Annotated in this window: 20 protein-coding genes, 6 tRNA genes and 1 pseudogene; 7 read left to right on the top strand and 20 right to left on the bottom strand. The window is 70.9% G+C overall.

Going from position 1 to position 19,846, the window contains the following annotated elements; translation table 11 throughout:
• Positions 1 to 1,069, bottom strand: a 1,069-nt coding sequence (locus EEJ42_RS06945) for a DAK2 domain-containing protein (RefSeq protein ID WP_246096170.1), incomplete at its 3' end; no start/stop codon positions are given.
• A gap of 213 nt (positions 1,070 to 1,282) precedes the next feature.
• Here EEJ42_RS06945 and rpmB point away from each other — a divergent pair.
• Positions 1,283 to 1,393 (top strand): annotated as a pseudogene (gene rpmB, locus EEJ42_RS54545) (50S ribosomal protein L28); the annotation flags it as partial.
• 302 nt (positions 1,394 to 1,695) lie between these two features.
• On the opposite strand, the gene thiD reads toward rpmB, so the two are convergent.
• The gene (thiD, locus tag EEJ42_RS06935) at positions 1,696 to 2,526 is read right to left on the bottom strand and encodes a bifunctional hydroxymethylpyrimidine kinase/phosphomethylpyrimidine kinase (protein WP_123099090.1); all 831 of its coding nucleotides are present in this window, start codon (positions 2,524 to 2,526) and stop codon (positions 1,696 to 1,698) included.
• Positions 2,527 to 2,542: 16 nt separating this feature from the next.
• Positions 2,543 to 3,511 carry a thiamine-phosphate kinase gene (locus tag EEJ42_RS06930; RefSeq protein WP_123099087.1) on the bottom strand — a complete coding sequence of 323 codons (969 nt, stop codon included), beginning with the start codon at positions 3,509 to 3,511 and terminating at the stop codon, positions 2,543 to 2,545.
• Between the two features lie 137 nt (positions 3,512 to 3,648).
• Here EEJ42_RS06930 and EEJ42_RS06925 point away from each other — a divergent pair, with 137 nt between their 5' ends.
• Positions 3,649 to 3,882 (top strand): Lrp/AsnC family transcriptional regulator, encoded by a 234-nt coding sequence (locus EEJ42_RS06925; RefSeq protein WP_009714774.1) that lies wholly within the window; start codon positions 3,649 to 3,651, stop codon positions 3,880 to 3,882.
• Positions 3,883 to 4,079: 197 nt separating this feature from the next.
• On the opposite strand, the gene EEJ42_RS06920 is transcribed toward EEJ42_RS06925, so the two are convergent.
• The 3 genes from EEJ42_RS06920 to EEJ42_RS06910 are packed head-to-tail and all read right to left on the bottom strand — an operon-like array spanning position 4,080 to position 7,061.
• Positions 4,080 to 5,252 carry a D-alanine--D-alanine ligase family protein gene (locus EEJ42_RS06920; RefSeq protein WP_123099086.1) on the bottom strand — a complete coding sequence of 391 codons (1,173 nt, stop codon included), beginning with the start codon at positions 5,250 to 5,252 and terminating at the stop codon, positions 4,080 to 4,082.
• A gap of 34 nt (positions 5,253 to 5,286) precedes the next feature.
• Positions 5,287 to 6,288, bottom strand: a complete 1,002-nt coding sequence (locus EEJ42_RS06915; protein ID WP_123099085.1) for an NAD(P)H-dependent glycerol-3-phosphate dehydrogenase — start codon at positions 6,286 to 6,288, stop codon at positions 5,287 to 5,289.
• Positions 6,285 to 7,061, bottom strand: a complete 777-nt coding sequence (locus tag EEJ42_RS06910) for a lysophospholipid acyltransferase family protein (protein ID WP_123099084.1) — start codon at positions 7,059 to 7,061, stop codon at positions 6,285 to 6,287. Before EEJ42_RS06910 ends, EEJ42_RS06915 begins: the two co-directional genes overlap by 4 nt.
• Positions 7,062 to 7,201: 140 nt before the next feature.
• Between EEJ42_RS06910 and cofC the strand changes: the two genes are divergently transcribed.
• Both cofC and EEJ42_RS06900 read left to right on the top strand, forming a co-directional pair.
• The gene (cofC, locus tag EEJ42_RS06905; protein ID WP_184502975.1) at positions 7,202 to 7,891 is read left to right on the top strand and encodes a 2-phospho-L-lactate guanylyltransferase; all 690 of its coding nucleotides are present in this window, start codon (positions 7,202 to 7,204) and stop codon (positions 7,889 to 7,891) included.
• 49 nt (positions 7,892 to 7,940) lie between these two features.
• Complete coding sequence (locus EEJ42_RS06900) at positions 7,941 to 8,144, top strand: hypothetical protein (protein ID WP_009714779.1); 204 nt, start codon at positions 7,941 to 7,943, stop codon at positions 8,142 to 8,144.
• A 110-nt stretch (positions 8,145 to 8,254) separates the two neighbouring features.
• On the opposite strand, the gene EEJ42_RS06895 is transcribed toward EEJ42_RS06900, so the two are convergent.
• The 4 genes from EEJ42_RS06895 to leuC form a co-directional block, all read right to left on the bottom strand.
• Entirely contained in the window at positions 8,255 to 8,836 is a 582-nt protein-coding gene (locus EEJ42_RS06895; protein ID WP_123099082.1) for an HU family DNA-binding protein, read from the bottom strand.
• 125 nt (positions 8,837 to 8,961) lie between these two features.
• Positions 8,962 to 9,207 carry an SCO5555 family protein gene (locus tag EEJ42_RS06890; RefSeq protein WP_009714781.1) on the bottom strand — a complete coding sequence of 82 codons (246 nt, stop codon included), beginning with the start codon at positions 9,205 to 9,207 and terminating at the stop codon, positions 8,962 to 8,964.
• 124 nt (positions 9,208 to 9,331) lie between these two features.
• The gene (gene leuD, locus EEJ42_RS06885; protein WP_123099081.1) at positions 9,332 to 9,925 is read right to left on the bottom strand and encodes a 3-isopropylmalate dehydratase small subunit; all 594 of its coding nucleotides are present in this window, start codon (positions 9,923 to 9,925) and stop codon (positions 9,332 to 9,334) included.
• A 6-nt stretch (positions 9,926 to 9,931) separates the two neighbouring features.
• Positions 9,932 to 11,362, bottom strand: coding sequence for a 3-isopropylmalate dehydratase large subunit (gene leuC / locus EEJ42_RS06880; protein WP_123099080.1), 1,431 nt, complete (start codon positions 11,360 to 11,362; stop codon positions 9,932 to 9,934).
• 143 nt (positions 11,363 to 11,505) lie between these two features.
• Between leuC and ndgR the strand changes: the two genes are divergently transcribed.
• Entirely contained in the window at positions 11,506 to 12,222 is a 717-nt protein-coding gene (gene ndgR, locus EEJ42_RS06875; protein ID WP_055547339.1) for an IclR family transcriptional regulator NdgR, read from the top strand.
• A gap of 40 nt (positions 12,223 to 12,262) precedes the next feature.
• Here ndgR and EEJ42_RS06870 read toward each other — a convergent pair whose 3' ends face one another.
• A complete protein-coding gene (locus EEJ42_RS06870) occupies positions 12,263 to 12,754 on the bottom strand; it encodes a DUF4188 domain-containing protein (RefSeq protein WP_184502974.1) in 492 nt (163 codons plus the stop codon).
• Between the two features lie 121 nt (positions 12,755 to 12,875).
• Between EEJ42_RS06870 and EEJ42_RS06865 the strand changes: the two genes are divergently transcribed.
• Positions 12,876 to 13,520, top strand: a complete 645-nt coding sequence (locus tag EEJ42_RS06865; RefSeq protein WP_123099079.1) for a MerR family transcriptional regulator — start codon at positions 12,876 to 12,878, stop codon at positions 13,518 to 13,520.
• A gap of 89 nt (positions 13,521 to 13,609) precedes the next feature.
• On the opposite strand, the gene EEJ42_RS06860 is transcribed toward EEJ42_RS06865, so the two are convergent.
• From EEJ42_RS06860 to EEJ42_RS06820, 9 genes are all read right to left on the bottom strand, one after another.
• Positions 13,610 to 13,682, bottom strand: a tRNA-Glu gene (locus EEJ42_RS06860).
• 27 nt (positions 13,683 to 13,709) lie between these two features.
• Positions 13,710 to 13,781 (bottom strand) — tRNA-Gln (locus EEJ42_RS06855).
• 13 nt (positions 13,782 to 13,794) lie between these two features.
• A tRNA-Glu gene (locus EEJ42_RS06850) sits at positions 13,795 to 13,867 on the bottom strand.
• Between the two features lie 32 nt (positions 13,868 to 13,899).
• Positions 13,900 to 13,972, bottom strand: a tRNA-Glu gene (locus EEJ42_RS06845).
• A 32-nt stretch (positions 13,973 to 14,004) separates the two neighbouring features.
• A tRNA-Glu gene (locus EEJ42_RS06840) sits at positions 14,005 to 14,077 on the bottom strand.
• Positions 14,078 to 14,127: 50 nt separating this feature from the next.
• Positions 14,128 to 14,199: transfer RNA gene (locus tag EEJ42_RS06835), tRNA-Gln, on the bottom strand.
• 167 nt (positions 14,200 to 14,366) lie between these two features.
• Positions 14,367 to 15,872, bottom strand: a complete 1,506-nt coding sequence (gltX, locus tag EEJ42_RS06830; protein ID WP_123099078.1) for a glutamate--tRNA ligase — start codon at positions 15,870 to 15,872, stop codon at positions 14,367 to 14,369.
• Positions 15,865 to 16,656, bottom strand: a complete 792-nt coding sequence (locus EEJ42_RS06825; protein WP_123099077.1) for a fumarylacetoacetate hydrolase family protein — start codon at positions 16,654 to 16,656, stop codon at positions 15,865 to 15,867. Before EEJ42_RS06825 ends, gltX begins: the two co-directional genes overlap by 8 nt.
• 93 nt (positions 16,657 to 16,749) lie before the next feature.
• Positions 16,750 to 16,929, bottom strand: a complete 180-nt coding sequence (locus EEJ42_RS06820) for a hypothetical protein (RefSeq protein WP_123099076.1) — start codon at positions 16,927 to 16,929, stop codon at positions 16,750 to 16,752.
• 568 nt (positions 16,930 to 17,497) lie between these two features.
• On the opposite strand from EEJ42_RS06820, the gene EEJ42_RS06815 reads away from it, so the two are divergent.
• Positions 17,498 to 19,846, top strand: a 2,349-nt coding sequence (locus EEJ42_RS06815) for a sensor histidine kinase (RefSeq protein WP_425472854.1), incomplete at its 3' end; no start/stop codon positions are given.

Genomic DNA, 19,846 nt, shown 5'->3' with positions numbered 1-19,846 from the left:
CGTCCGGCCGCCGCTCGGGGCGGCCCGGCTCCGGGGCGGAGGGCCCGCGCTCGGCGGGGCCACCGAAGTGGGTGATGCGGATGCGGTACGGGCGTCCGGCCTGGATGCCCGCCTCCACGGCGGCGCCCGCGTCGTCCACATGGACGTGGACGTTCCACAGTCCGTCGCCGCCGACGATCACGAGCGAGTCGCCGAGCGCGTCCAGCCGCTCGCGCAGTCCGGCGACGGCGCCGTCGTCGGCTTCCAGGAGGTAGATCACCTCGAACGCGGGCCCGTCCGCGGAACAGTCCACCGGCCCGGCCCCGGTCTCCGCCGTGAGCGGGGATGCCGAGGCGGGAGCGGGAATGGCGGGGGCGGCGGGCGGTGCCGCCGGGGCTTCGCCGGACAGCGCCTCGGCGAGCCCGCCCAACACCGTGACCAGGCCGTAGCCGCCCGCGTCGACGACGCCCGCGCGGGCCAGGACGTCGAGCTGCCCGGGGGTCGCCTGGAGTGCTGCGCGCGCCCCTTCGTACGCCGCGCGCGCCACCGTGCCGACGTCCCCGGTGGCCCGCTCCGCGCCCTCGGCCGCGGCCACGGCCACCGTCAGCACGGTCCCCTCGACGGGATGCGCGACGGCGAGGTACGCCAGGTCCACGGCGCGCCGCAGGGCCCGCCGCAGCCCGTCCGCCTCGTCCCCGATCCCGGTGCCGCCACCACCGTCAGCGTCTTCGGCCAGGACGTCGGCCATGCCGCGCAGCAGCTGGGCCAGGATGGTGCCGGAGTTGCCGCGCGCGCCGATCAGCGCACCGTGGGCCATGGCGCGCACCACGTCGGCGAGGCTGGGACGGGCGACGCCCGGCGAGGCGGGGTGGCCGTCGAAGGCGGCGTCGACGGCCTGGGCCGCGGACTCGACGGTCAGATACAGATTGGTGCCGGTGTCACCGTCCGCGACCGGATACACATTGATCGCGTCGATGTCCTCGCGGGCCCGGCCCAGCGCGTCCAGTGCGAGCCCGCACCAGATCCGTACCGCATCGGCGTCGAGCGTGTGCGGCACGTACGTTCTCCTCGGGGTCGGGCTTCGCGTCATCGCAGGCTAGTCGCCGCCCTCCGCGGGGGCTGGGGCAGCCATGATAGTTTCGTTGTACGGGAGTGGTCGTTGTATGCTGCTCCGGTTGCCCGATGAGAGTCGGGCTATTCCCCCTGGCGCCGCCGGTCTTCCACGATCCTGGCTACGCCGGGGTTCCCGTTAAGTTTCTGTCTCCTCGCGGGAAGCGAGGCTGACCCGTCTTTGGAGTAACCCGTGGCTGCCAACTGCGACGTCTGCGGCAAGGGGCCGGGCTTCGGCAACAACATCTCGCACTCGCACCGCCGCACCCGCCGTCGTTGGAACCCCAACATCCAGACGGTGCGCGCTGTGGTCGGTCGGACCCCGAAGCGGCTCAACGTCTGCACCTCGTGCATCAAGGCCGGCAAGGTCTCGCGCTAGGCGCACGCCTTACCCCCGCGCGAGCGGGATCCCGGTTGCCGAGGCCGGTCCACACATGACAGTGGACCGGCCTTTACGCATGCCCTGAACCCCTTTTTTTGGCTCGGTTCGCCTGCGGGGCGCAAAAGCCGCTGTCGACGGTCGACCGTGCTCGGCCCTTCGTTCCTCAGGGTCTGCGCGCGCTCTCCCTTTCGACAGCGGCGCGCCCCTTCGGCTCACCGGGCAGCTCAGGCGAGCCCCCAGCCGTGGTCGACCGGGCCGATGCCCTCGCCCAGGGGGAAGCCCGCGGCGATCGCGCCCGTGACGTACGCCTTGGCCGCCCCGACCGCCTCCGGGACCGTCATCCCGCCCGCGAGGTAGGTGGCGATCGCCGAGGCGAGGGTGCAGCCGGTGCCGTGGGTGTGGCGGTTGTCGTAGCGGGGCGCCCGCAGCCAGTGCTCCTCGGTACCGTCGGTGAGCAGGTCCACCGCGTCACCCGGCAGATGACCGCCCTTGATCAGCGCCCAGCGCGGGCCGAAGTCCAGCACCGCGCGCGCCGCCCGCCGCAGGTCGCCCTCGGAAACGGCCCGGATGCCGGTCAGCTGGGCGACCTCGTCCAGGTTGGGGGTGGCGACGGTGGCGGTGGGCAGCAGCTTGGTGCGGACCGCGTCCAGCGCCTCGGCGGCCAGTAGCGGATCGCCGTGCTTGGAGACCCCGACCGGGTCGACGACCACCGGGGCGGGCAGCCCCGCGAGCAGCCCGGCGACGGTCTCGACCAGCTCGGGGGTGGCGAGCATGCCCGTCTTGACCGCCTGGACGCCGATGTCGTCCACCACGCTGCGGAACTGGGCGCGGACCGCCTCCGCGGGCAGCTCCCAGGCGCCCTGGACGCCCTGGGAGTTCTGCGCCGTCACCGCCGTGAGCACGCTCATCCCGTGCGCGCCCAGGGCCAGCATCGTCTTCAGGTCGGCCTGGATGCCCGCACCGCCGCCGGAGTCCGATCCGGCGACGGTGAGGACGCGGACGGGCGTCCGGCGGTCACGGGGGACACGGGGAACGCGGGGAGCATCGCTGGACATGGCCATACGGCCGAATCTACTCGGCGCCCTGGTCATCCCCGAAATGGTCCCAGCCCGCGTGCACCCAGGGCGCCCCGTCCACCGTCACCTGGGGCAGCGCCGACGGATTGAGCACCTCGCCGATGACCTTCCAGCGGGCGGGCAGCTTCACGTCGGACGGGAAGGTGGCCACGATCGCGTGGTCCTCGCCCCCGCTGAGCACCCACTGGATCGGGTCGACACCCACCGCCTGCCCGATGTCCGACATCTGCGTGGGGATGTCGATGTCCCCCGAGCGCAGGTCGATACGGACCTGGCTGGCGTCGGCGATGTGCCCGAGGTCGGCCACCAGACCGTCGCTGACGTCGGTCATCGCGGTCGCGCCGAGGCCGGCGGCGGCCGGTCCCGCGTGGTACGGCGGCTCCGGGCGGCGGTGTGCCTCGACGAAGGCCCGCGGCGAACGGAATCCGCGCGAGAGCACCGCGTGTCCGGCGGCCGACCAGCCCAGCCAGCCGGTGACGGCGACAACGTCGCCCGGCCGGGCACCGGATCGGGTGACCGGCTCGTGGTTGCGCAGGTCGCCCAGGGCGGTGATGGCGATGGTGATGGCGTCGCCGCGCACCACGTCGCCGCCGACCACCGCGGCACCCGCCACCTGGCATTCGTCCCGGATGCCGTCCATCATCTCGGCCGGCCAGGTCACCGGCAGGTCCGCGGGCACCACCAGGCCCAGCAGCAGCGCGGTCGGCACCGCACCCATGGCCGCGATGTCCGCGAGGTTCTGCGCGGCGGCCTTGCGGCCGACGTCATACGCGGTGGACCAGTCCCGGCGGAAGTGCCTGCCCTCCAGCAGGACGTCCGTACTGGCCACCACCCTGCGGTCCGGTGCGGCCACGACCGCAGCGTCGTCCCCGGGCCCCAGCCTCACCGCCGAGGTGGTGGTGAGCCGGGAGGTGAGCTCCCTGATGAGCCCGAACTCCCCCAACTCGCCCACGGTGCCCTTCATCGCATTGCCCCTTCGTGCTCGTGGCCCTGTGCCCACCGCGCCGCGCACGCCGCGCGGGTCTCCCCGCGCCGCGTGGCGACGCGGTACCGTGGCGTCCCTTCTCCCCACATGATCCTCGTAGCCGCCCTGGAGGTTCCGTGGTACAGGCGTACATCCTGATCCAGACCGAGGTCGGCAAGGCGTCGACCGTCGCCGACGTCATCGCCAAGCTCCCGGGGGTGATACAGGCAGAGGACGTCACGGGTCCGTACGACGTGATCGTGCGCGCCCAAGCCGAGACGGTCGACGAGCTCGGTCGCATGGTGGTCGCGAAAGTCCAGCAAGTGGAAGGGATCACGCGCACGCTCACCTGCCCGGTGGTCCATATCTAGATCCCGCTCCCCCGTACGCTCGGCCGGTGAGTTCCGCACACCGTACTGTCACCCGCCGCGGCGAGCGGCTGCGCCGACGGTTGCGACGCCACCGGCGCGTCCGCGGTTCCCACTCCCCCGGCGCAGGCTGCCGCGCCTGCGCCGGGGGTTGCACGAAGACCGTGTCACGAGCTGCGGCGGCGACCGCCGGGTCGCCGCTAGCGCAGCCCCGTGGAGCGGCGCAGCGCGGCCTGGATGAGCCGGTCCACCAGCTCCGGGTAGCTCACGCCGCTCTCCTGCCACATGCGCGGGTACATGGAGATCGGGGTGAAGCCGGGCATCGTGTTGATCTCGTTGATCACGAACTCGCCGCTGTCCAGCAGGAAGAAGTCCGCGCGCACCAGGCCCTCGCAGGACACCGCGTCGAACGCGCGCACCGCCAGCTCCTGGACCCGCTCGGTCTCCTCCGCGGTGAGCGGCGCGGGCACGACGCCGGGGGCCGCGTCGATGTACTTGGCCTCGAAGTCGTAGAAGTCGTGGGTGGAGACCGGGGGGATCTCGGCGGGCACGCTGGCCCGCGGGCCGTCCTCGAATTCCAGCACGCCGCACTCGATCTCGCGGCCGCGCAGCAGCGCCTCCACGATGACCTTCGGGTCGTGGTGCCGAGCCTCCTCGATGGCCGCGTCCAGCTGGTCCGGGCCGTCGACCTTGGTGATGCCGATGGAGGAACCGGCCCGCGAGGGCTTCACGAACACCGGCCAGCCGTGCTCGGCGGCGAAGTCGGTGACCCGGGCGCGGGCGGCGGCGGGGTCCCGCTCCCAGTCGCGGGGGCGGATCACCTCGTACGGGCCGACGGGCAGCCCGAACGAGACGAACACCCGCTTCATGTACTCCTTGTCCATGCCGACGGCGGAGGCCAGCACCCCGGCGCCCACATAGGGCACCCCGGACAGCTCCAGCAGCCCCTGGAGGGTGCCGTCCTCGCCGTACGGGCCGTGCAGCATGGGGAAGACGACGTCGACGTCGCCGAGCGCCTTGGGCACCGCGCCCGGCTCGCTGTAGACGACCTCGCGGCTGCCCGGGTCGACCGGCAGCACGACCGACCCCTCCTCGGACTCGGCGAGCCGTTCGACGCTCGGGAGCTGCCGGTCCGCGATGGCCATCCGCTCGGGCGCGTCGGCGGTGAGCGCCCAACGGCCGTCCGCCGTGATGCCGATCGGCAGCACGTCGTACTTCTCGCGGTCGATGGCGCGCAGCACGGCCCCCGCGGTGACCACGGAAATGGCGTGCTCGGAGCTGCGCCCGCCGAAGACCACGGCGACGCGCGGCTTCCGCGGCTCACCGGAGGAGGAAGCCGGGACAGGGCTTGAGGAAGGAGTCTGGCTGCTCATATCGCGTTGAGGTTACCTTGCGGTTCGGACGGCGTCAGTGCCGCTCGGCCTTCGCGCTGCGCGACATCAGCTCTTTGAGCGCGACGAGCGGCTGTTTGCCGTCGTGGACGATGCCCACCACGGTCTCGGTGATCGGCATGTCGACGTCGTGGCGCCGGGCGAGATCCGCTACGGACTCGCACGACTTGACGCCTTCCGCCGTCTGCCGGGTGACCGCGATCGTCTCCTCCAGGGTCATGCCGCGGCCCAGGTTGGTGCCGAAGGTGTGGTTGCGGGACAGCGGCGAGGAGCAGGTGGCGACCAGGTCGCCCATGCCCGCCAGGCCCGCGAAGGTGTGGGCGTCGGCGCCCATCGCGAGGCCCAGACGGGTCGTTTCGGCGAGCCCGCGGGTGATGAGGGACGCCTTGGCGTTGTCACCGAGGCCCATGCCGTCCGCGATGCCGACGGCCAGTGCGATGACGTTCTTCACCGCGCCGCCGAGTTCGCAGCCCACCACGTCGGTGTTGGTGTACGGGCGGAAGTAGGGGGTGTGGCACGCGGTCTGGAGGCGTCGTGCCACGTCCTCGTCGCGGCAGGCCACCACGGAGGCCGCGGGCTGCCGGGCGGCGATCTCCTTGGCGAGGTTGGGTCCTGTGAGCACCGCGACGCGCTCCGCGGGCGCCTCGGCGACCTCCGCGATGACCTCGCTCATCCGCTTGGCCGTGCCGAGTTCGACGCCCTTCATCAGGGAGACCAGCACGGTGTCGGAGGGCAGCAGCGGGGCCCAGGCGGCGAGGTTGCCGCGCAGCGTCTGGGAGGGCACGGAGAAGACGGTGAACTCCGCGTCGCGCGCGGCCTCGGCCGGGTCGGTGGTGGCCCGCACCCCGTCGGGGAGGCGGATGCCGGGGAAGTAGTCGGGATTGGTGCGGCCGGTGTTGATGGCCTCGACGACATCGGGCCTGCGGCCCCACAGCGTCACCTCGCAGCCGGCGTCGGCGAGCACCATCGCGAAGGCGGTGCCCCAGGACCCGGTGCCGTAGACGGCGCAGCGCGTCACTTGCTCTCCTCTTCGGCCACGGGGTGTTCGGCCACGGGGCGCGGCTGGTCGGCGGCGTGCGGCCGTTCGGGGGCGAGGGCGCGCGCCCGGGCGGGCACCTGCTCGCCGCGGACCTCGGCGAGGAGTTCGGTGACCGCGGCCATGATGGTGTCGGTGGCCGCCCGCAGCACCTCGGCGGTGGGCTCCTGGCCGTAGTACTCGGAGAGGTCCACCGGCGGGCCCGCGTGCACCCTGAGGGTCTTGCGCGGGAACAGCCTGACCTTCTTCTCCTTGGCGTACGGCGGCACGGCCTCGTTGGCGCCCCACTGGGCGACCGGGATGACGGGGGCCTTGGTGAGCAGGGCGACCCGGGCGGCGCCGGTCTTGCCGCGCATCGGCCACAGGTCGGGGTCGCGGGTCAGGGTGCCCTCGGGGTAGAAGGCCACGCACTCGCCCTCGTTGATGGCGTCGACGGCGGCCCGGAAGGCGTTGGCGGCGTCGGTCGACTCGCGGAAGACGGGGATCTGCCCGGTGCCGCGCAGCATCGTGCCCACGAAGCCGCCCTTGAAGAGGGCTGCCTTGGCCAGGAAGCGGGGCACGCGTCCGGTGTTGTACTGGAAGTGCGCGTAGGAGAGCGGGTCGAGATACGAGTTGTGGTTGATCGCGGTGATAAAGCCACCGTCGGCGGGAATGTGCTCCATTCCGTGCCAGTCCCGCTTGAACAGAACCACCAGCGGCGGTTTCACCATGACCGCCGCCATGCGGTACCAGAAGCCGATTCTGCGGCCGGACACTCGGAACATCCTCCTCTTGGACCCTGCTGACCTGCTGGTTGCTGCCGTCCGGGCAGCCGCACAAGTGTCGCTCCAGGTACTCGGTCTGTCGAGGACACCGTAACCCCGCCCGTCCGGGACGAGTCGGGCAGCAGGCGAGAATGGGGCCCGTGGGAAGAGACGCGAGGTCTGTGATGTGGACGCTGGTGGTGCCGCTGAAGCCCCTGTCCCGGGCGAAGAGCAGGCTCTCCGGCGCCGCCGGAGACGCCCTGCGGCCCGGTCTCGCGCTGGCGTTCGCCAAGGACACGGTGGGAGCGGCGCTGGCCGGCCGACGCGTCGCCGGGGTCACCGTGGTCACCGACGATCCGCTCGCCGGGCGCGAGCTGGCGGCCCTCGGCGCCCGCATCCTGCCCGATACGCCGGGGCGCGGGCTGAACGCGGCGCTCGCGCACGGCGCCCGGACGGTGCGGGAGGGCCGCCCCAGGGCCTCCGTAGCGGCGCTGAACGCCGATCTCCCGGCCCTGCGGACGGCCGACCTCGACCAGGTGCTCGAAGCCGCCGCGGGCTTCCCACGCGCCTTTCTGGCGGATGCGGCGGGGGTCGGTACGACGCTCCTCGCGGCGGCGCCCGGCACCGACCTCGCCCCCGCCTTCGGGGGCGCCTCCCGGGCCCGGCACCGGGCGTCCGGCGCGTACGAGATCGAGCTGCCCGGGGTCGACTCGGTACGGCGCGACGTGGACACCGGCGAGGATCTGCGCGCGGCGCTGGCGCTGGGCGTGGGCCCCCACACGTCCCGGCTGTGCGGCGCCGCCTGCCCCCCGGGACCGCGGGCCGCGCTGCCCGGTCCGTAGGCGGGTGCCCGGCGGGAGGACCGGCGGTGGCGCGCACTAGGGTGGCGGTATGCAGGGAACGGCCTACACCTACGACTCCGACGCCCGTACCGGCAGTGTGCTGCTCGACGACGGCACGCCCCTGCCCTTCGACGCGGCGGCCTTCGACGCCGGGGGGCTGCGGATGCTGCGGCCGGGGCAGCGGGTGCGGATCGAGGTGGCGGGCGAGGGGGACGACCGGCGCGTCGTCTTCATCACCCTCCAGACGTTCTGAAGACGTTCTGAAGGCCCCGGGCGGTGGTTCCGGGCCCGTGACGCACCGCGGGCCGGGCTCCCTCGGGGAGCCCGGCCCGGCGCGTGAACGGTGCCGCTGAGCGGCGACGACTAGCGCTTCCTGGCGGTGGTCTTCTTGGCGGGAGCCTTGCGCGCGGTGGTCTTGCGCGCCGGGGCCTTCTTCGCGGCGGCCTTCTTGGCGGTCGTCTTCTTCGCCGGGGCCGCCTTCTTGGCCGCGGCCTTCGCGGGCGCCTTCTTCGCGGGCGCCTTCTTCGCGGCGGCCTTCTTGGCGGTCACCTTCTTCGCCGGAGCCGCCTTCTTGGCGGTGGCCTTCTTGGCCGCGGCCTTCTTCGCTGCGACCTGGAGGCTGCCCTTGGGGGCCTTCTTCACGGCCACCTCGCCACCCCGCGGCAGCTTCTTCGAACCGCTCACCAGGTCCTTGAAGCCTTGACCCGCGCGGAAACGGGGCACGGAGGTCTTCTTGACCCGGACCCGCTCCCCGGTCTGCGGGTTACGGGCGTACCGGGCAGGCCGTTCCACCTTCTCGAACGAACCGAAACCGGTGACCGAAACTCGATCCCCGCCGACCACTGCGCGGACGATGGCGTCCAGTACCGCGTCGACCGCGTCGGCGGCCTGCTGTCGTCCGCCGACCTTGTCGGCAATCGCTTCTACGAGCTGCGCCTTGTTCACGTCTTCCCCTTCGGAGACATTGCTGGAACGAATGTGTTCAAGCTTTTTCGCACGTTAGGCAGATATATACCGCAAATCAAACACGAAACGGGCTAATCACCCTTGTGCCGCAACGCACTCGGTCGTCACGGACTTCGGTCGGAGTCGGGATCTTCGGGGAAACGCCCCTCGTCGAGGTCGTTCATCAACCGCTCCAGACGCCTTGCCGCGTCTGCGAGATCGTGTTTTGACGCTGCCGTGATCACCAGCAGCTTCCGGGACAGCGCCATCCGTACGCCCTCCGGGACTTGCAGTGTGCGCACCCTTGTGTGCGCTTCCTTGAGCCGGGCGGCGACAAGACCGTAGAGCTCGAGTTGGCCGTCGCGTTCCATGCACTGATTGTGCCATCTGAGGCGAGTTGTCGCTTCACGGGGCCTCAACATGACGATGCGCCGCCAGTCCGAGGACTGGCGGCGCATCATGCCAAACCCGCTCTGTGCAGGGGAAACCGGGGGTTCAGAGCACCGTCGTGCTGGGCTTGAAGGAGGGGCGACGACCCTCGTACGCGACGATGTCGGCCTCCTCCCTGAGGGTGAGACTGATGTCGTCCAGCCCCTCCAGGAGTCGCCACCGGGCGTTCTCGTCAAGCTCAAAATCAGCCGTGATTCCCTCGGCTCGAACCTGACGGTCGACGAGGTCCACGGTGACCTCCGCGGCGGGGTCCGCCTCGACCAGCTTCCACAGCCGGTCCACGGTCTCCTGCGGCAGGACGACGGTCAGCAACCCGTTCTTGAGGGAGTTGCCGCGGAAGATGTCGGCGAAGCGCGAGGAGATCACGGCCTTGAAGCCGTAGTTCTGGAGCGCCCACACCGCGTGCTCGCGCGAGGAGCCGGTGCCGAAGTCGGGGCCGGCCACCAGAACCGTCCCGCCCTTGTGCGCGGACTGGTTGAGCACGAACTCCGGGTCCTTGCGCCAGGCCTCGAACAGCCCGTCCTCGAAACCGTCGCGGGTGACCTTCTTGAGCCAGTGCGCCGGGATGATCTGGTCCGTGTCGACGTTGCTGCGGCGCAGCGGAACGGGCCGGCCGGTGTGCGTGGTGAATGCTTCCATGGCTGCTCAGACCCCCACGGGAACGGTGACGTCGGCGTCGGACAGGTCGGCGGGCGAGGCCAGGTGGCCGAGCACCGCGGTGGCGGCGGCGACCTGCGGCGAGACCAGGTGGGTACGGCCGCCCTTGCCCTGCCTGCCCTCGAAGTTGCGGTTGGAGGTGGACGCCGAGCGCTCACCGGGCGCGAGCTGGTCGGGGTTCATGCCCAGACACATCGAGCAGCCCGCGTGCCGCCACTCGGCGCCGGCCTGGGTGAACACCTTGTCCAGCCCCTCCTCCACGGCCTGGAGCGCGACCCGCACCGAGCCCGGGACCACCAGCATCCGCACCCCGTCGGCCACCGAACGGCCGTGCAGGATCGAGGCGGCGGAGCGCAGGTCCTCGATGCGGCCGTTGGTGCAGGAGCCGACGAATACGGTGTCCACCTTGATCTCGCGCAGCGGCTGACCCGCCGTCAGACCCATGTACTCCAAGGCCTTCTCGGCGGCGTACTTCTCGCTCGCGTCCTCGAAGGTGGACGGGTCCGGCACCGACTCCGACAGCGGCGCGCCCTGACCGGGGTTGGTGCCCCAGGTGACGAACGGCGCCAGTTCGGAGGCGTCGATGACGACCTCGCGGTCGAACACCGCGTCGTCGTCGCTGCGCAGCGTGCGCCAGTACTCGACGGCCGCGTCCCAGTCCTCGCCCTGCGGGGCGTGCGGGCGGCCCTGGAGGTAGGCGAAGGTGGTCTCGTCCGGGGCGATCATGCCTGCCCGGGCACCCGCCTCGATGGACATGTTGCACACGGTCATCCGGGCCTCCATCGAGAGCTTCTCGATGGCGGAGCCGCGGTACTCGATCACGAAGCCCTGGCCGCCGCCGGTGCCGATGCGGGCGATGATCGCCAGGATCAGGTCCTTGGCGGTGACGGTCTCGGGCAGCTCGCCCTCGACGGTCACGGCCATGGTCTTGAACGGCGCGAGCGGCAGCGTCTGGGTGGCCAGCACGTGCTCGACCTGGCTGGTGCCGATGCCGAACGCGAGCGCGCCGAAGGCGCCGTGGGTGGAGGTGTGGCTGTCACCGCAGACGACGGTGGTGCCGGGCTGGGTCAGTCCCAGCTGCGGTCCCACTACGTGGACAACGCCCTGCTCGACATCCCCGAGCGGGTGCAGACGCACCCCGAACTCCGCGCAGTTCTTGCGCAGCGTCTCCAACTGGGTGCGGGAGACGGGGTCCGCGATCGGCTTGTCGATGTCGAGGGTCGGGGTGTTGTGGTCCTCGGTCGCGATGGTGAGATCGGTACGGCGCACCTGGCGTCCGGCCTTGCGGAGGCCGTCGAACGCCTGCGGGCTGGTCACCTCGTGCAGCAGGTGCAGATCGATGAAGAGGAGGTCCGGCTCGCCATCGGCGTGCCGGACGACATGGTCGTCCCAGACCTTCTCCGCGAGTGTCCGTCCCATCGCTTTCCCTCCGGCCGGCCACTTCGCCGGCCCAACTCGTGTCGAGAGCGTGCCCTGGCCTGCGGGCCCGCCACTTACCAGAGTGGCGGGTATCCCGAAAAATTGAACTTGCGTTTCACAGTGTGAGACGCGAGTATCGTTTCATGGACAACTCTAGCGGCGTCGGCGTTCTCGACAAGGCGGCTCTGGTATTGAGCGCTCTGGAGTCCGGCCCGGCCACCCTCGCGGGGCTGGTCGGGGCCACCGGTCTCGCGCGCCCCACGGCGCACCGACTCGCGGTAGCACTCGAGCACCACCGGATGGTGGCGCGTGACATGCAAGGCCGCTTCATTCTGGGCCCGCGCCTGGCCGAGCTGGCCGCGGCGGCGGGCGAGGACCGGCTGCTCGCCACGGCCGGGCCCGTCCTCACCCACCTCAGGGACGTGACCGGGGAGAGCGCGCAGCTCTACCGGCGCCAGGGCGACATGCGCATCTGCGTCGCGGCGGCCGAGCGGCTGTCCGGACTGCGGGACACCGTGCCGGTCGGCTCCACCCTCCCCATGAAGGCGGGCTCGGCGGCCCAGATCCTGATGGCCTGGGAAGAGCCGGAGCGGCTGCACCGGGGCCTCCAGGGCGCCCGCTTCACGGCGACGGCGCTGTCCGGCGTACGGCGGCGGGGCTGGGCCCAGTCGATCGGCGAGCGGGAGCCGGGCGTCGCGTCCGTGTCCGCCCCGGTGCGCGGCCCGTCCAACCGCGTGGTCGCCGCCGTCTCGGTCTCCGGACCGATCGAGCGGCTGACCCGCCACCCGGGCCGCATGCACGCGCAGGCCGTCATCGACGCGGCCGCCCGCCTCTCCGACGCCCTGCGCCGGGGAAATTGATCACGGCGTTACGGCGCCCGGCTCCCCCGGCGCCACTCCCCTACGCACCCTTCAGCGACAGCCGGTCGGCCGCGCGCTCACCGCGGCGGCCGACCGGAACGACCCCGGTGGCCTTGCCCAGCCCGAACGCCGGCATGTCGTAGTAGATCGCCTCGTGCGCACCGGCCGGCACGGCGTACGTCTCGTGCCAGATGCCGACCTTCCCCCGACCCTCCCGCGCCCGCCGGTTGAACGCGGCCCACGCCGGGCGGTGCTCCTTGTCCTGCGCCGAGGCGTACGACAGCAGCTTCTCGTGCGAGTCCCAGTACTGGACGACGCACAGCACCCGCGGCGGGCCGACCAGCAGCTGGTACCCCAGCAGCCCGCTCCCCTTGTCCCGCGACAGCTCGCGCAGCATCCGCGGCATGGCCTTGAACACCGGCAGCCAGCTGCGCAGCGCGCGGAAGCGGTTGACGCGCATCCCGATGAGGAAGACGGTCACCTCCCCCGTCCCCTCGGCGGTCATGCGGCCTTCGATCACATCGGCACCCATGGCGATCCCCTCGTTCCGACGTCAGGGCATACTGGATAGTGAAGCTATCCAATGATTGGATAGTGGCACTCTCCATATGGGAAACGCAAGGGAAAACCGGAAAGGGCAAGGTGCTCACGGCATGCGACTGGCGGAGCTGAGCGAGCGCAGCGGGGTGTCCACCGCGACGATCAAGTACTACCTGCGCGAAGGGCTGCTGCCGCCCGGCGAGCGCCTCACCGCCACCAAGGCCGAGTACGGGGAGGAGCATCTGCGCAGGCTGCGGCTGGTGCGGGCGCTGATCCAGGTCGGCCGGATGCCGGTGGCCACCGCGCGCGAGGTGCTGAAGGCCGCCGAGGACGAGTCGCTGAGCCAGCACCTGCGGCTGGGGGCCGCGGTCTGGGCGCTGCCGCACGGCCCGGGACCCGACAAGAACGCCCCGGACACGGCCCGGGCGCGGGAGGAGGCGAACGCGCTGCTGGACCAGCTCGGCTGGGCTAGCGGCCGGGACGCCCGCGACGACTCCCCCGCCTACCGGATGCTGGTGGAGGCCATCGTCTCGCTGGCCCGCCTCGGATACCCGCATGACACCGGCCACTTGCTGCCGTACGCCCGGCTGGCGTCCGAACTGGCCGTCCACGAACTGGATGTGGTGGAGACGTACGACACGCCGAGCGAGCAGATCGAGGCGTCCGTCGCGCTGACCGTGCTGTACGAGCCGGTACTGCTGAGCCTGCGGCGGCTCGCCCAGGCCCAGGAGTCCGGCCGCCGCTTCGACCAGGCGTAACGCGAAAAGGCCCTCCGCGTCACCGCGGAGGGCCTTNGGCGTAACGCGAAAAGGCCCTCCGCGTCACCGCGGAGGGCCTTCCCTGTTTGTACCCCCGACCGGATTCGAACCGGCGCTACCGCCTTGAGAGGGCGGCGTGCTAGGCCGCTACACAACGGGGGCCTGAATCAGCACACATCCTGTACTGCGCTGGGCTACCAGGACTCGAACCTAGACTAAATGAACCAGAATCACTCGTGCTGCCAATTACACCATAGCCCATGGTATAGACCAGTACCCCCGACCGGATTCGAACCGGCGCTACCGCCTTGAGAGGGCGGCGTGCTAGGCCGCTACACAACGGGGGCCCTAGCGATCTCCGTCGTTACTCGGAGACCAGTACCCCCGACCGGATTCGAACCGGCGCTACCGCCTTGAGAGGGCGGCGTGCTAGGCCGCTACACAACGGGGGCCCTAGCGATCTCCGTCGTTACTCGGAGACCAGTACCCCCGACCGGATTCGAACCGGCGCTACTGCCTTGAGAGGGCAGCGTGCTAGGCCGCTACACAACGGGGGCTTGATACTGCTCGATCAAGAGATTCACGAAGAAATCGAGAAGATCTCTTGCTGGGGTACCAGGACTCGAACCTAGACTAAGTGAACCAGAATCACTCGTGCTGCCAATTACACCATACCCCACCAAAACGCCACCCCTGTCGGGGTTTTGTCTGGCTTGCGCCCCGGTCCGGCCTTTCGGCCCGCCCGGGCGGCGCAGGAAGAACATTACCCGATGGTGGACGGGCCACCAAAACGGATTGCCGGGGTGGTGGCGCCGCGTGCCGGGCACGCGGCGCCCCTCCGGTACGTCAGGCCGACGGCGCCGACAGCTTCGCCAGCGCCGCGTCGATGCGGGCCAGCGTGCGCTCGCGCCCCAGGACCTCCAGGGACTCGAACAGCGGCAGGCCGACCGTGCGGCCGGTGACCGCGACGCGGACCGGGGCCTGCGCCTTGCCCAGCTTGAGACCGTGCTCCTCACCGGCGGCGAGGACGGCCTCCTTGAGGGGCTCGGCCTGCCACCCGGCCTCGGAGATCTCCGCGATCTTCGCGCGGGCGGTGGCGAGCAGGGCGTCCGCGCCGGGCTTCATGGCCTTCGTCCACGACGCCTCGTCCTCCACCGGCTCGTCCAGGAAGAGGAAGTCGACGTTGGCGGTGATGTCGGACAGCACCGTCAGCCGGGTCTGGGCCAGCGGGGCCAGCGCCTCGAAGGCGGCCGCGTCGAAGCGGTCCGGGGACCAGGGGGCGTGCGGGGCCTGGAGCCAGGGGCCGCACGCCTCGATGAAGGTCTTGACGTCCAGCTGCCGGATGTGGTCCGCGTTGATCGCCTCGGCCTTCTTGAGGTCGAAGCGCGCCGGGTTGGCATTGACACCCGAGATGTCGAACGCGGCGACCATCTCCTCCAGGGAGAAGACGTCCCGGTCGGCCGAGAGCGACCAGCCCAGCAGGGACAGGTAGTTGAGCAGCCCCTCGGGAAGGAAACCGCGCTCCCGGTAGAGGTTCAGCGACGACTGGGGGTCGCGCTTGGACAGCTTCTTGTTGCCCTCGCCCATGACGTACGGGAGATGGCCGAAGGCGGGCACCAGGCCGCCGCCCACGCCGATCTCGGCGAGCGCCCGGTACAGCGCGATCTGGCGCGGGGTGGAGGACAGCAGGTCCTCGCCGCGCAGCACGTGCGTGATCTCCATCAGCGCGTCGTCGACGGGGTTGACGAGCGTGTAGAGGGGAGCCCCGTTGGCGCGCACGATGCCGTAGTCCGGAACGTTGTCCGGGGTGAAGGTCAGCTCGCCGCGCACCAGGTCGGTGAAGGTGATCGGCTCGTCGGGCATCCGGAAGCGGACGATCGACGCGCGGCCCTCGGCCTCGTGGGCCGCGATCTGCTCGGCGGTCAACGTGCGGCAGGTGCCGTCGTAGCCCGAGGGGCGGCCGGCCTTGCGGGCGGCCTCGCGGCGCTCCTCCAGCTCCTCGGCCGTGCAGTAGCAGCGGTAGGCGTGACCGGCGTCCAGCAGCTTGGCCGCGACGTCGGCGTAGAGGTCCATGCGCTCCGACTGCCGGTAGGGCGCGTGCGGGCCGCCGATCTCGGGGCCCTCGTCCCAGTCGAAGCCCAGCCAGCGCATGGCGTCCAGCAGCTGCGCGTACGACTCCTCGGAGTCGCGCGCGGCGTCGGTGTCCTCGATGCGGAAGACCAGGGTGCCGCCGTGGTGGCGGGCGAACGCCCAGTTGAAGAGGGCGGTGCGGACCAGGCCCACATGGGGGTTGCCGGTCGGCGAGGGACAGAAACGAACCCGCACGGGGGCGGGGGAGCTTGCGCTAGCCACGCTTGATCACCTTGTTGGTGAGAGTGCCGATGCCTTCGATGGTGACGGCGACCTCGTCGCCGACGGTGAGGGGGCCGACGCCCGCCGGGGTGCCGGTGAGCACGACGTCGCCGGGGAGCAGCGTCATCGCCTCGGTGATGTGCACGATCAGGTCCTCGATCGAGCGGACCATCTCGCTGGTGCGGCCCAGCTGCCGCTGTTCGCCGTTGACGGTGCACATGACCCCGAGGTCGGCGGCCCGCTCCAGGTCGATGTCGGTCTCCACCCAGGGGCCCAGCGGGCAGGAGCCGTCGAAGCCCTTCGCCCGTGCCCACTGCTTCTCGCGCCGCTGCGCGTCGCGCGCGGTGATGTCGTTGCCGCAGGTGTAGCCGAGGATGACGTCGGCCACGCGCTCGCGCGGGACCTCGCGGCACATCCGCCCGATGACCACGGCCAGCTCGGCCTCGTGGTGCACCTCGGAGGAGAAGGAGGGGTACGCGATGGGGTCGCCGGGGCCGATCACCGAGGTGGACGGCTTGAAGAAGACGACCGGGACGTCGGGGACCTCGTTGCCGAGTTCGGCGGCGTGCTCGGCGTAGTTGCGGCCGATCCCGATGACCTTGTTGGGCAGGACGGGCGGCAGCAGCCGGACCTTGCTGAGCGGGACCTTCTGCCCCGAGCGCTCGAATTCGGCGAAGGGGTGTCCCTTGATGATGTCGACGACGGGGCCGCCCTGGTCGGACGGCTCGCCCTCGACCACTCCGAAGGCGACGTTGCCATCGATGGAGAATCTGGCGATGCGCACGGGAAGCTGGTGCCCCTTAACTGGACTCGCTGGAGACTGACGCTCCAGGCTATCGCCCCGCCTCCCGCGCGCCGCCGGGTCGGCTCGCCCGCCTCAGTGGCCGGGGGCCTCGGTGAGCACGGTGCGCCGGGGGTTGGCGGTCTGGGTGGGCAGTTCGACGGAGTGCTCCGGCTGCTCGCCGGCCTCGGTCCGCAGTTCCTCGGCGTCCCCGAGATGGGCCAGGGTGGTGCGCCGGGGGTTGGCTATCGTGCGGAACATCATCGTCGTCTTCACTGGGTTTACGCCTCGCGTTTGTTGTCGTTTCGACCGGTTGTGTAAAGCGTCAGGCTAGGGGCGGCCTTGCCCATGGAATCGCAGAAAAAGTCTTGAGCGGCATGTGATTTTGCTCACGACTGATCGGGCAAATGCCGCATTCGCGGCACGCAATGCGCGCCCCGAAACGGACATTGCACCCCCGAACCAGACGTTCCGCTCTTGATCATCGCTAGCCGGACACGCCGTGGCCGCGATCGACTCGTTCACAAAAGTCCGTTATCGAAGACATGACTTTCTACGTCCGGTAATAACGCCCGCACTGAGCGTCACGCGCGTCACAGCCTTACCCCTTGCCCTTGTTGCAGCATCCGGCACTGTGCTGGAATTCCCGGGACCGCCGTGGGAACTAGCCGGCGCGCATGGGGGCGCAAGACGGAGGCGCCGAGCGGCGGGGGCTCCTCTAGTCGAATACGAAAGGAAGCGCGCCGGTCACTCACGACCGAATTGGGGGGCCGCGGTCCCCCTCGACTCGACACCGCTTCACCGCTGACCCGGTGAAGCGCCTGGTCCAGAGGTTGCGACGCTAGTGCAGGGACGTTTCAAGAGGGATGGTATGGGGTCTCCCCAGGCCCGCCAGGGCCGCGGGGAAACTTCGGCGGACCCGGAGCCGCGCGGTGGGACCGACCGCGGTTCCTCGCCCCAGCGTGCCCAGGGTGGGCGGCCCCCGGCCGACCAGGGCCCCGAGACCGGCGCCCAGGGCGCTACGAAGACCAGCGCGCCCAGCGGTGGCGGCGGCGCGGCCGAGTCCACGACATCGTCGGCGCCCAGCGGGCCCGGCGCCCGGATGGCCCTCAAGAACTGGCGGATCAGTACCCGGCTGGTGTCCCTGCTGGCGCTCCCCGTGGTCGCCGCGACCACGCTGGGGGCGCTCCGTATCGACACCTCGCTGGACAACATCCAGCAGCTCGACCAGATGAAGCTGCTCACCGACATGACGCAGCAGGCCACCCAGCTGTCGAACGCGCTCCAGGCGGAGCGGGACAAGTCGGCGGGGCCGCTGGCGAGCAAGGGCAACGAGAAGGACGACGGCGTCGTCTCCACGCGCGAGGACACCAACCGCGCGATCGCCGCCTTCCGCAAGGCCACCGACAACGTCGAGCCCGGCGACCAGTCGATGGCCGGTGTGCAGTCGACGCTGGTCAACATCGACCGCCAGCTCGGCAAGATCAACGATATCCGTGACTCGGCGTACGACAACAGCCAGTACTACTCGCTGACGGTCCAGGACTACAACGAGCTGATCACCTCGCTGCTGTCGCTGTCGCAGGACATGGCGCAGGCCACCAGCAACCGCGCGATGATCAACAACACCCGCGCGCTCGCCACGTTCTCCTCCGCCAAGGAGTACGCCTCCATCCAGCGCGCGCTCATCAGCGCCGCCCTCGCCGACCCCAAGGGCGCCGAGTTCTCCGCCAACGACAGCCGGTTCGCCAGGACCGCGGTCGACAAGGAGAACGAGGCCCTGGGCAGCTTCAAGCAGATCCGCCAGGGCAACTCCGAGGACCTGCTGGAGCCGCTGGACAGTCGCCCGGACATCAAGGCGGCGACCATGTACGCCGACCGGGCGGTGCGCGACCCGGACGGCCTCAAGGCCGAGAAGCGCACCTACCTGGACTGGTACGACCAGGACAGTATCAAGATCGACGAGATGGGCAAGATCGAGCAGACGCTGCTCAGCGAGATGACGCAGAAGTCTCGTGAGCTGCGCGACTCCGCCCAGCAGGACGCGATCCTCAACGGTGCGCTGATCCTTCTCGTCCTCGGTGTCTCGCTCGTCGGCGCGTTCGTGGTGGCCCGGTCCATGGTGCGCTCGCTGCGCCGGCTCCAGGACACCGCGCAGGACGTCGCCGAGAAGCGGCTGCCCGAGCTGGTCAAGCAGCTGTCCGAGTCCGACCCGCAGGACGTGGACACCTCCGTCGAGTCCGTCGGTGTGCACAGCCGGGACGAGATCGGCAGGGTGGCCGCGGCCTTCGACGACGTGCACCGCGAGGCGGTCCGGCTGGCCGCCGAACAGGCGCTGCTGCGGGGCAACGTCAACGCGATGTTCACCAACCTCTCGCGCCGCAGCCAGGGCCTCATCCAGCGTCAGCTCTCGCTCATCTCCGAGCTGGAGAGCCGCGAGGCCGACCCGGACCAGCTGTCCTCGCTGTTCAAGCTCGACCACCTCGCGACCCGCATGCGCCGTAACGGCGAGAACCTGCTGGTCCTCGCGGGCGAGGAGCCCGGCCGCCGCTGGACCCGGCCGGTCCCGCTGGTGGACGTGCTCCGTGCGGCCGCCTCCGAGGTGGAGCAGTACGAGCGCATCGAACTCAGCTCGGTCCCCGCGACCGAGGTCGCGGGCCGGGTCGTCAACGACCTCGTGCACCTGCTCGCCGAGCTGCTGGAGAACGCCACCTCCTTCTCCTCGCCGCAGACCAAGGTCAAGGTCACCGGTCACGCCCTGCCCGACGGGCGGGTGCTGGTCGAGATCCATGACACCGGTATCGGGCTCTCGCCGGAGGACCTGGCCGCGATCAACGAGCGGCTGGCCTCGCCGCCCACGGTCGACGTGTCGGTGTCCCGGCGCATGGGCCTGTTCGTGGTCGGCCGGCTGTCGCTGCGTCACGGCATCCGCATCCAGCTCCGGCCGTCCGACTCGGGCGGTACGACGGCGCTGGTCATGCTGCCGGTGGACGTCGCCCAGGGCGGCCGCAAGCCGACGCCGCAGGGCGCCGGGGGCAAGTCCGGAGGTCCCGGAGGGCAGGGTGGTCCGGGCGGCCAGGGCGGCCAGGGCAACGGCTCGGCGGGTCTGCTCGGTTCGGCGCCCTCGCGGCGGCAGGTCCCCGGCGCGGGTCCGCGCACCGCGCTGCCCGGCACCGGCGGCGGCCTTCCGACC

It is taken from the genome of Streptomyces botrytidirepellens (genome assembly GCF_003721215.1).
Classification (GTDB): domain Bacteria; phylum Actinomycetota; class Actinomycetes; order Streptomycetales; family Streptomycetaceae; genus Streptomyces; species Streptomyces himastatinicus.
Note: the sequence above shows the minus strand (reverse complement) of the source record. Positions and strands in the feature narration are given on the sequence as shown.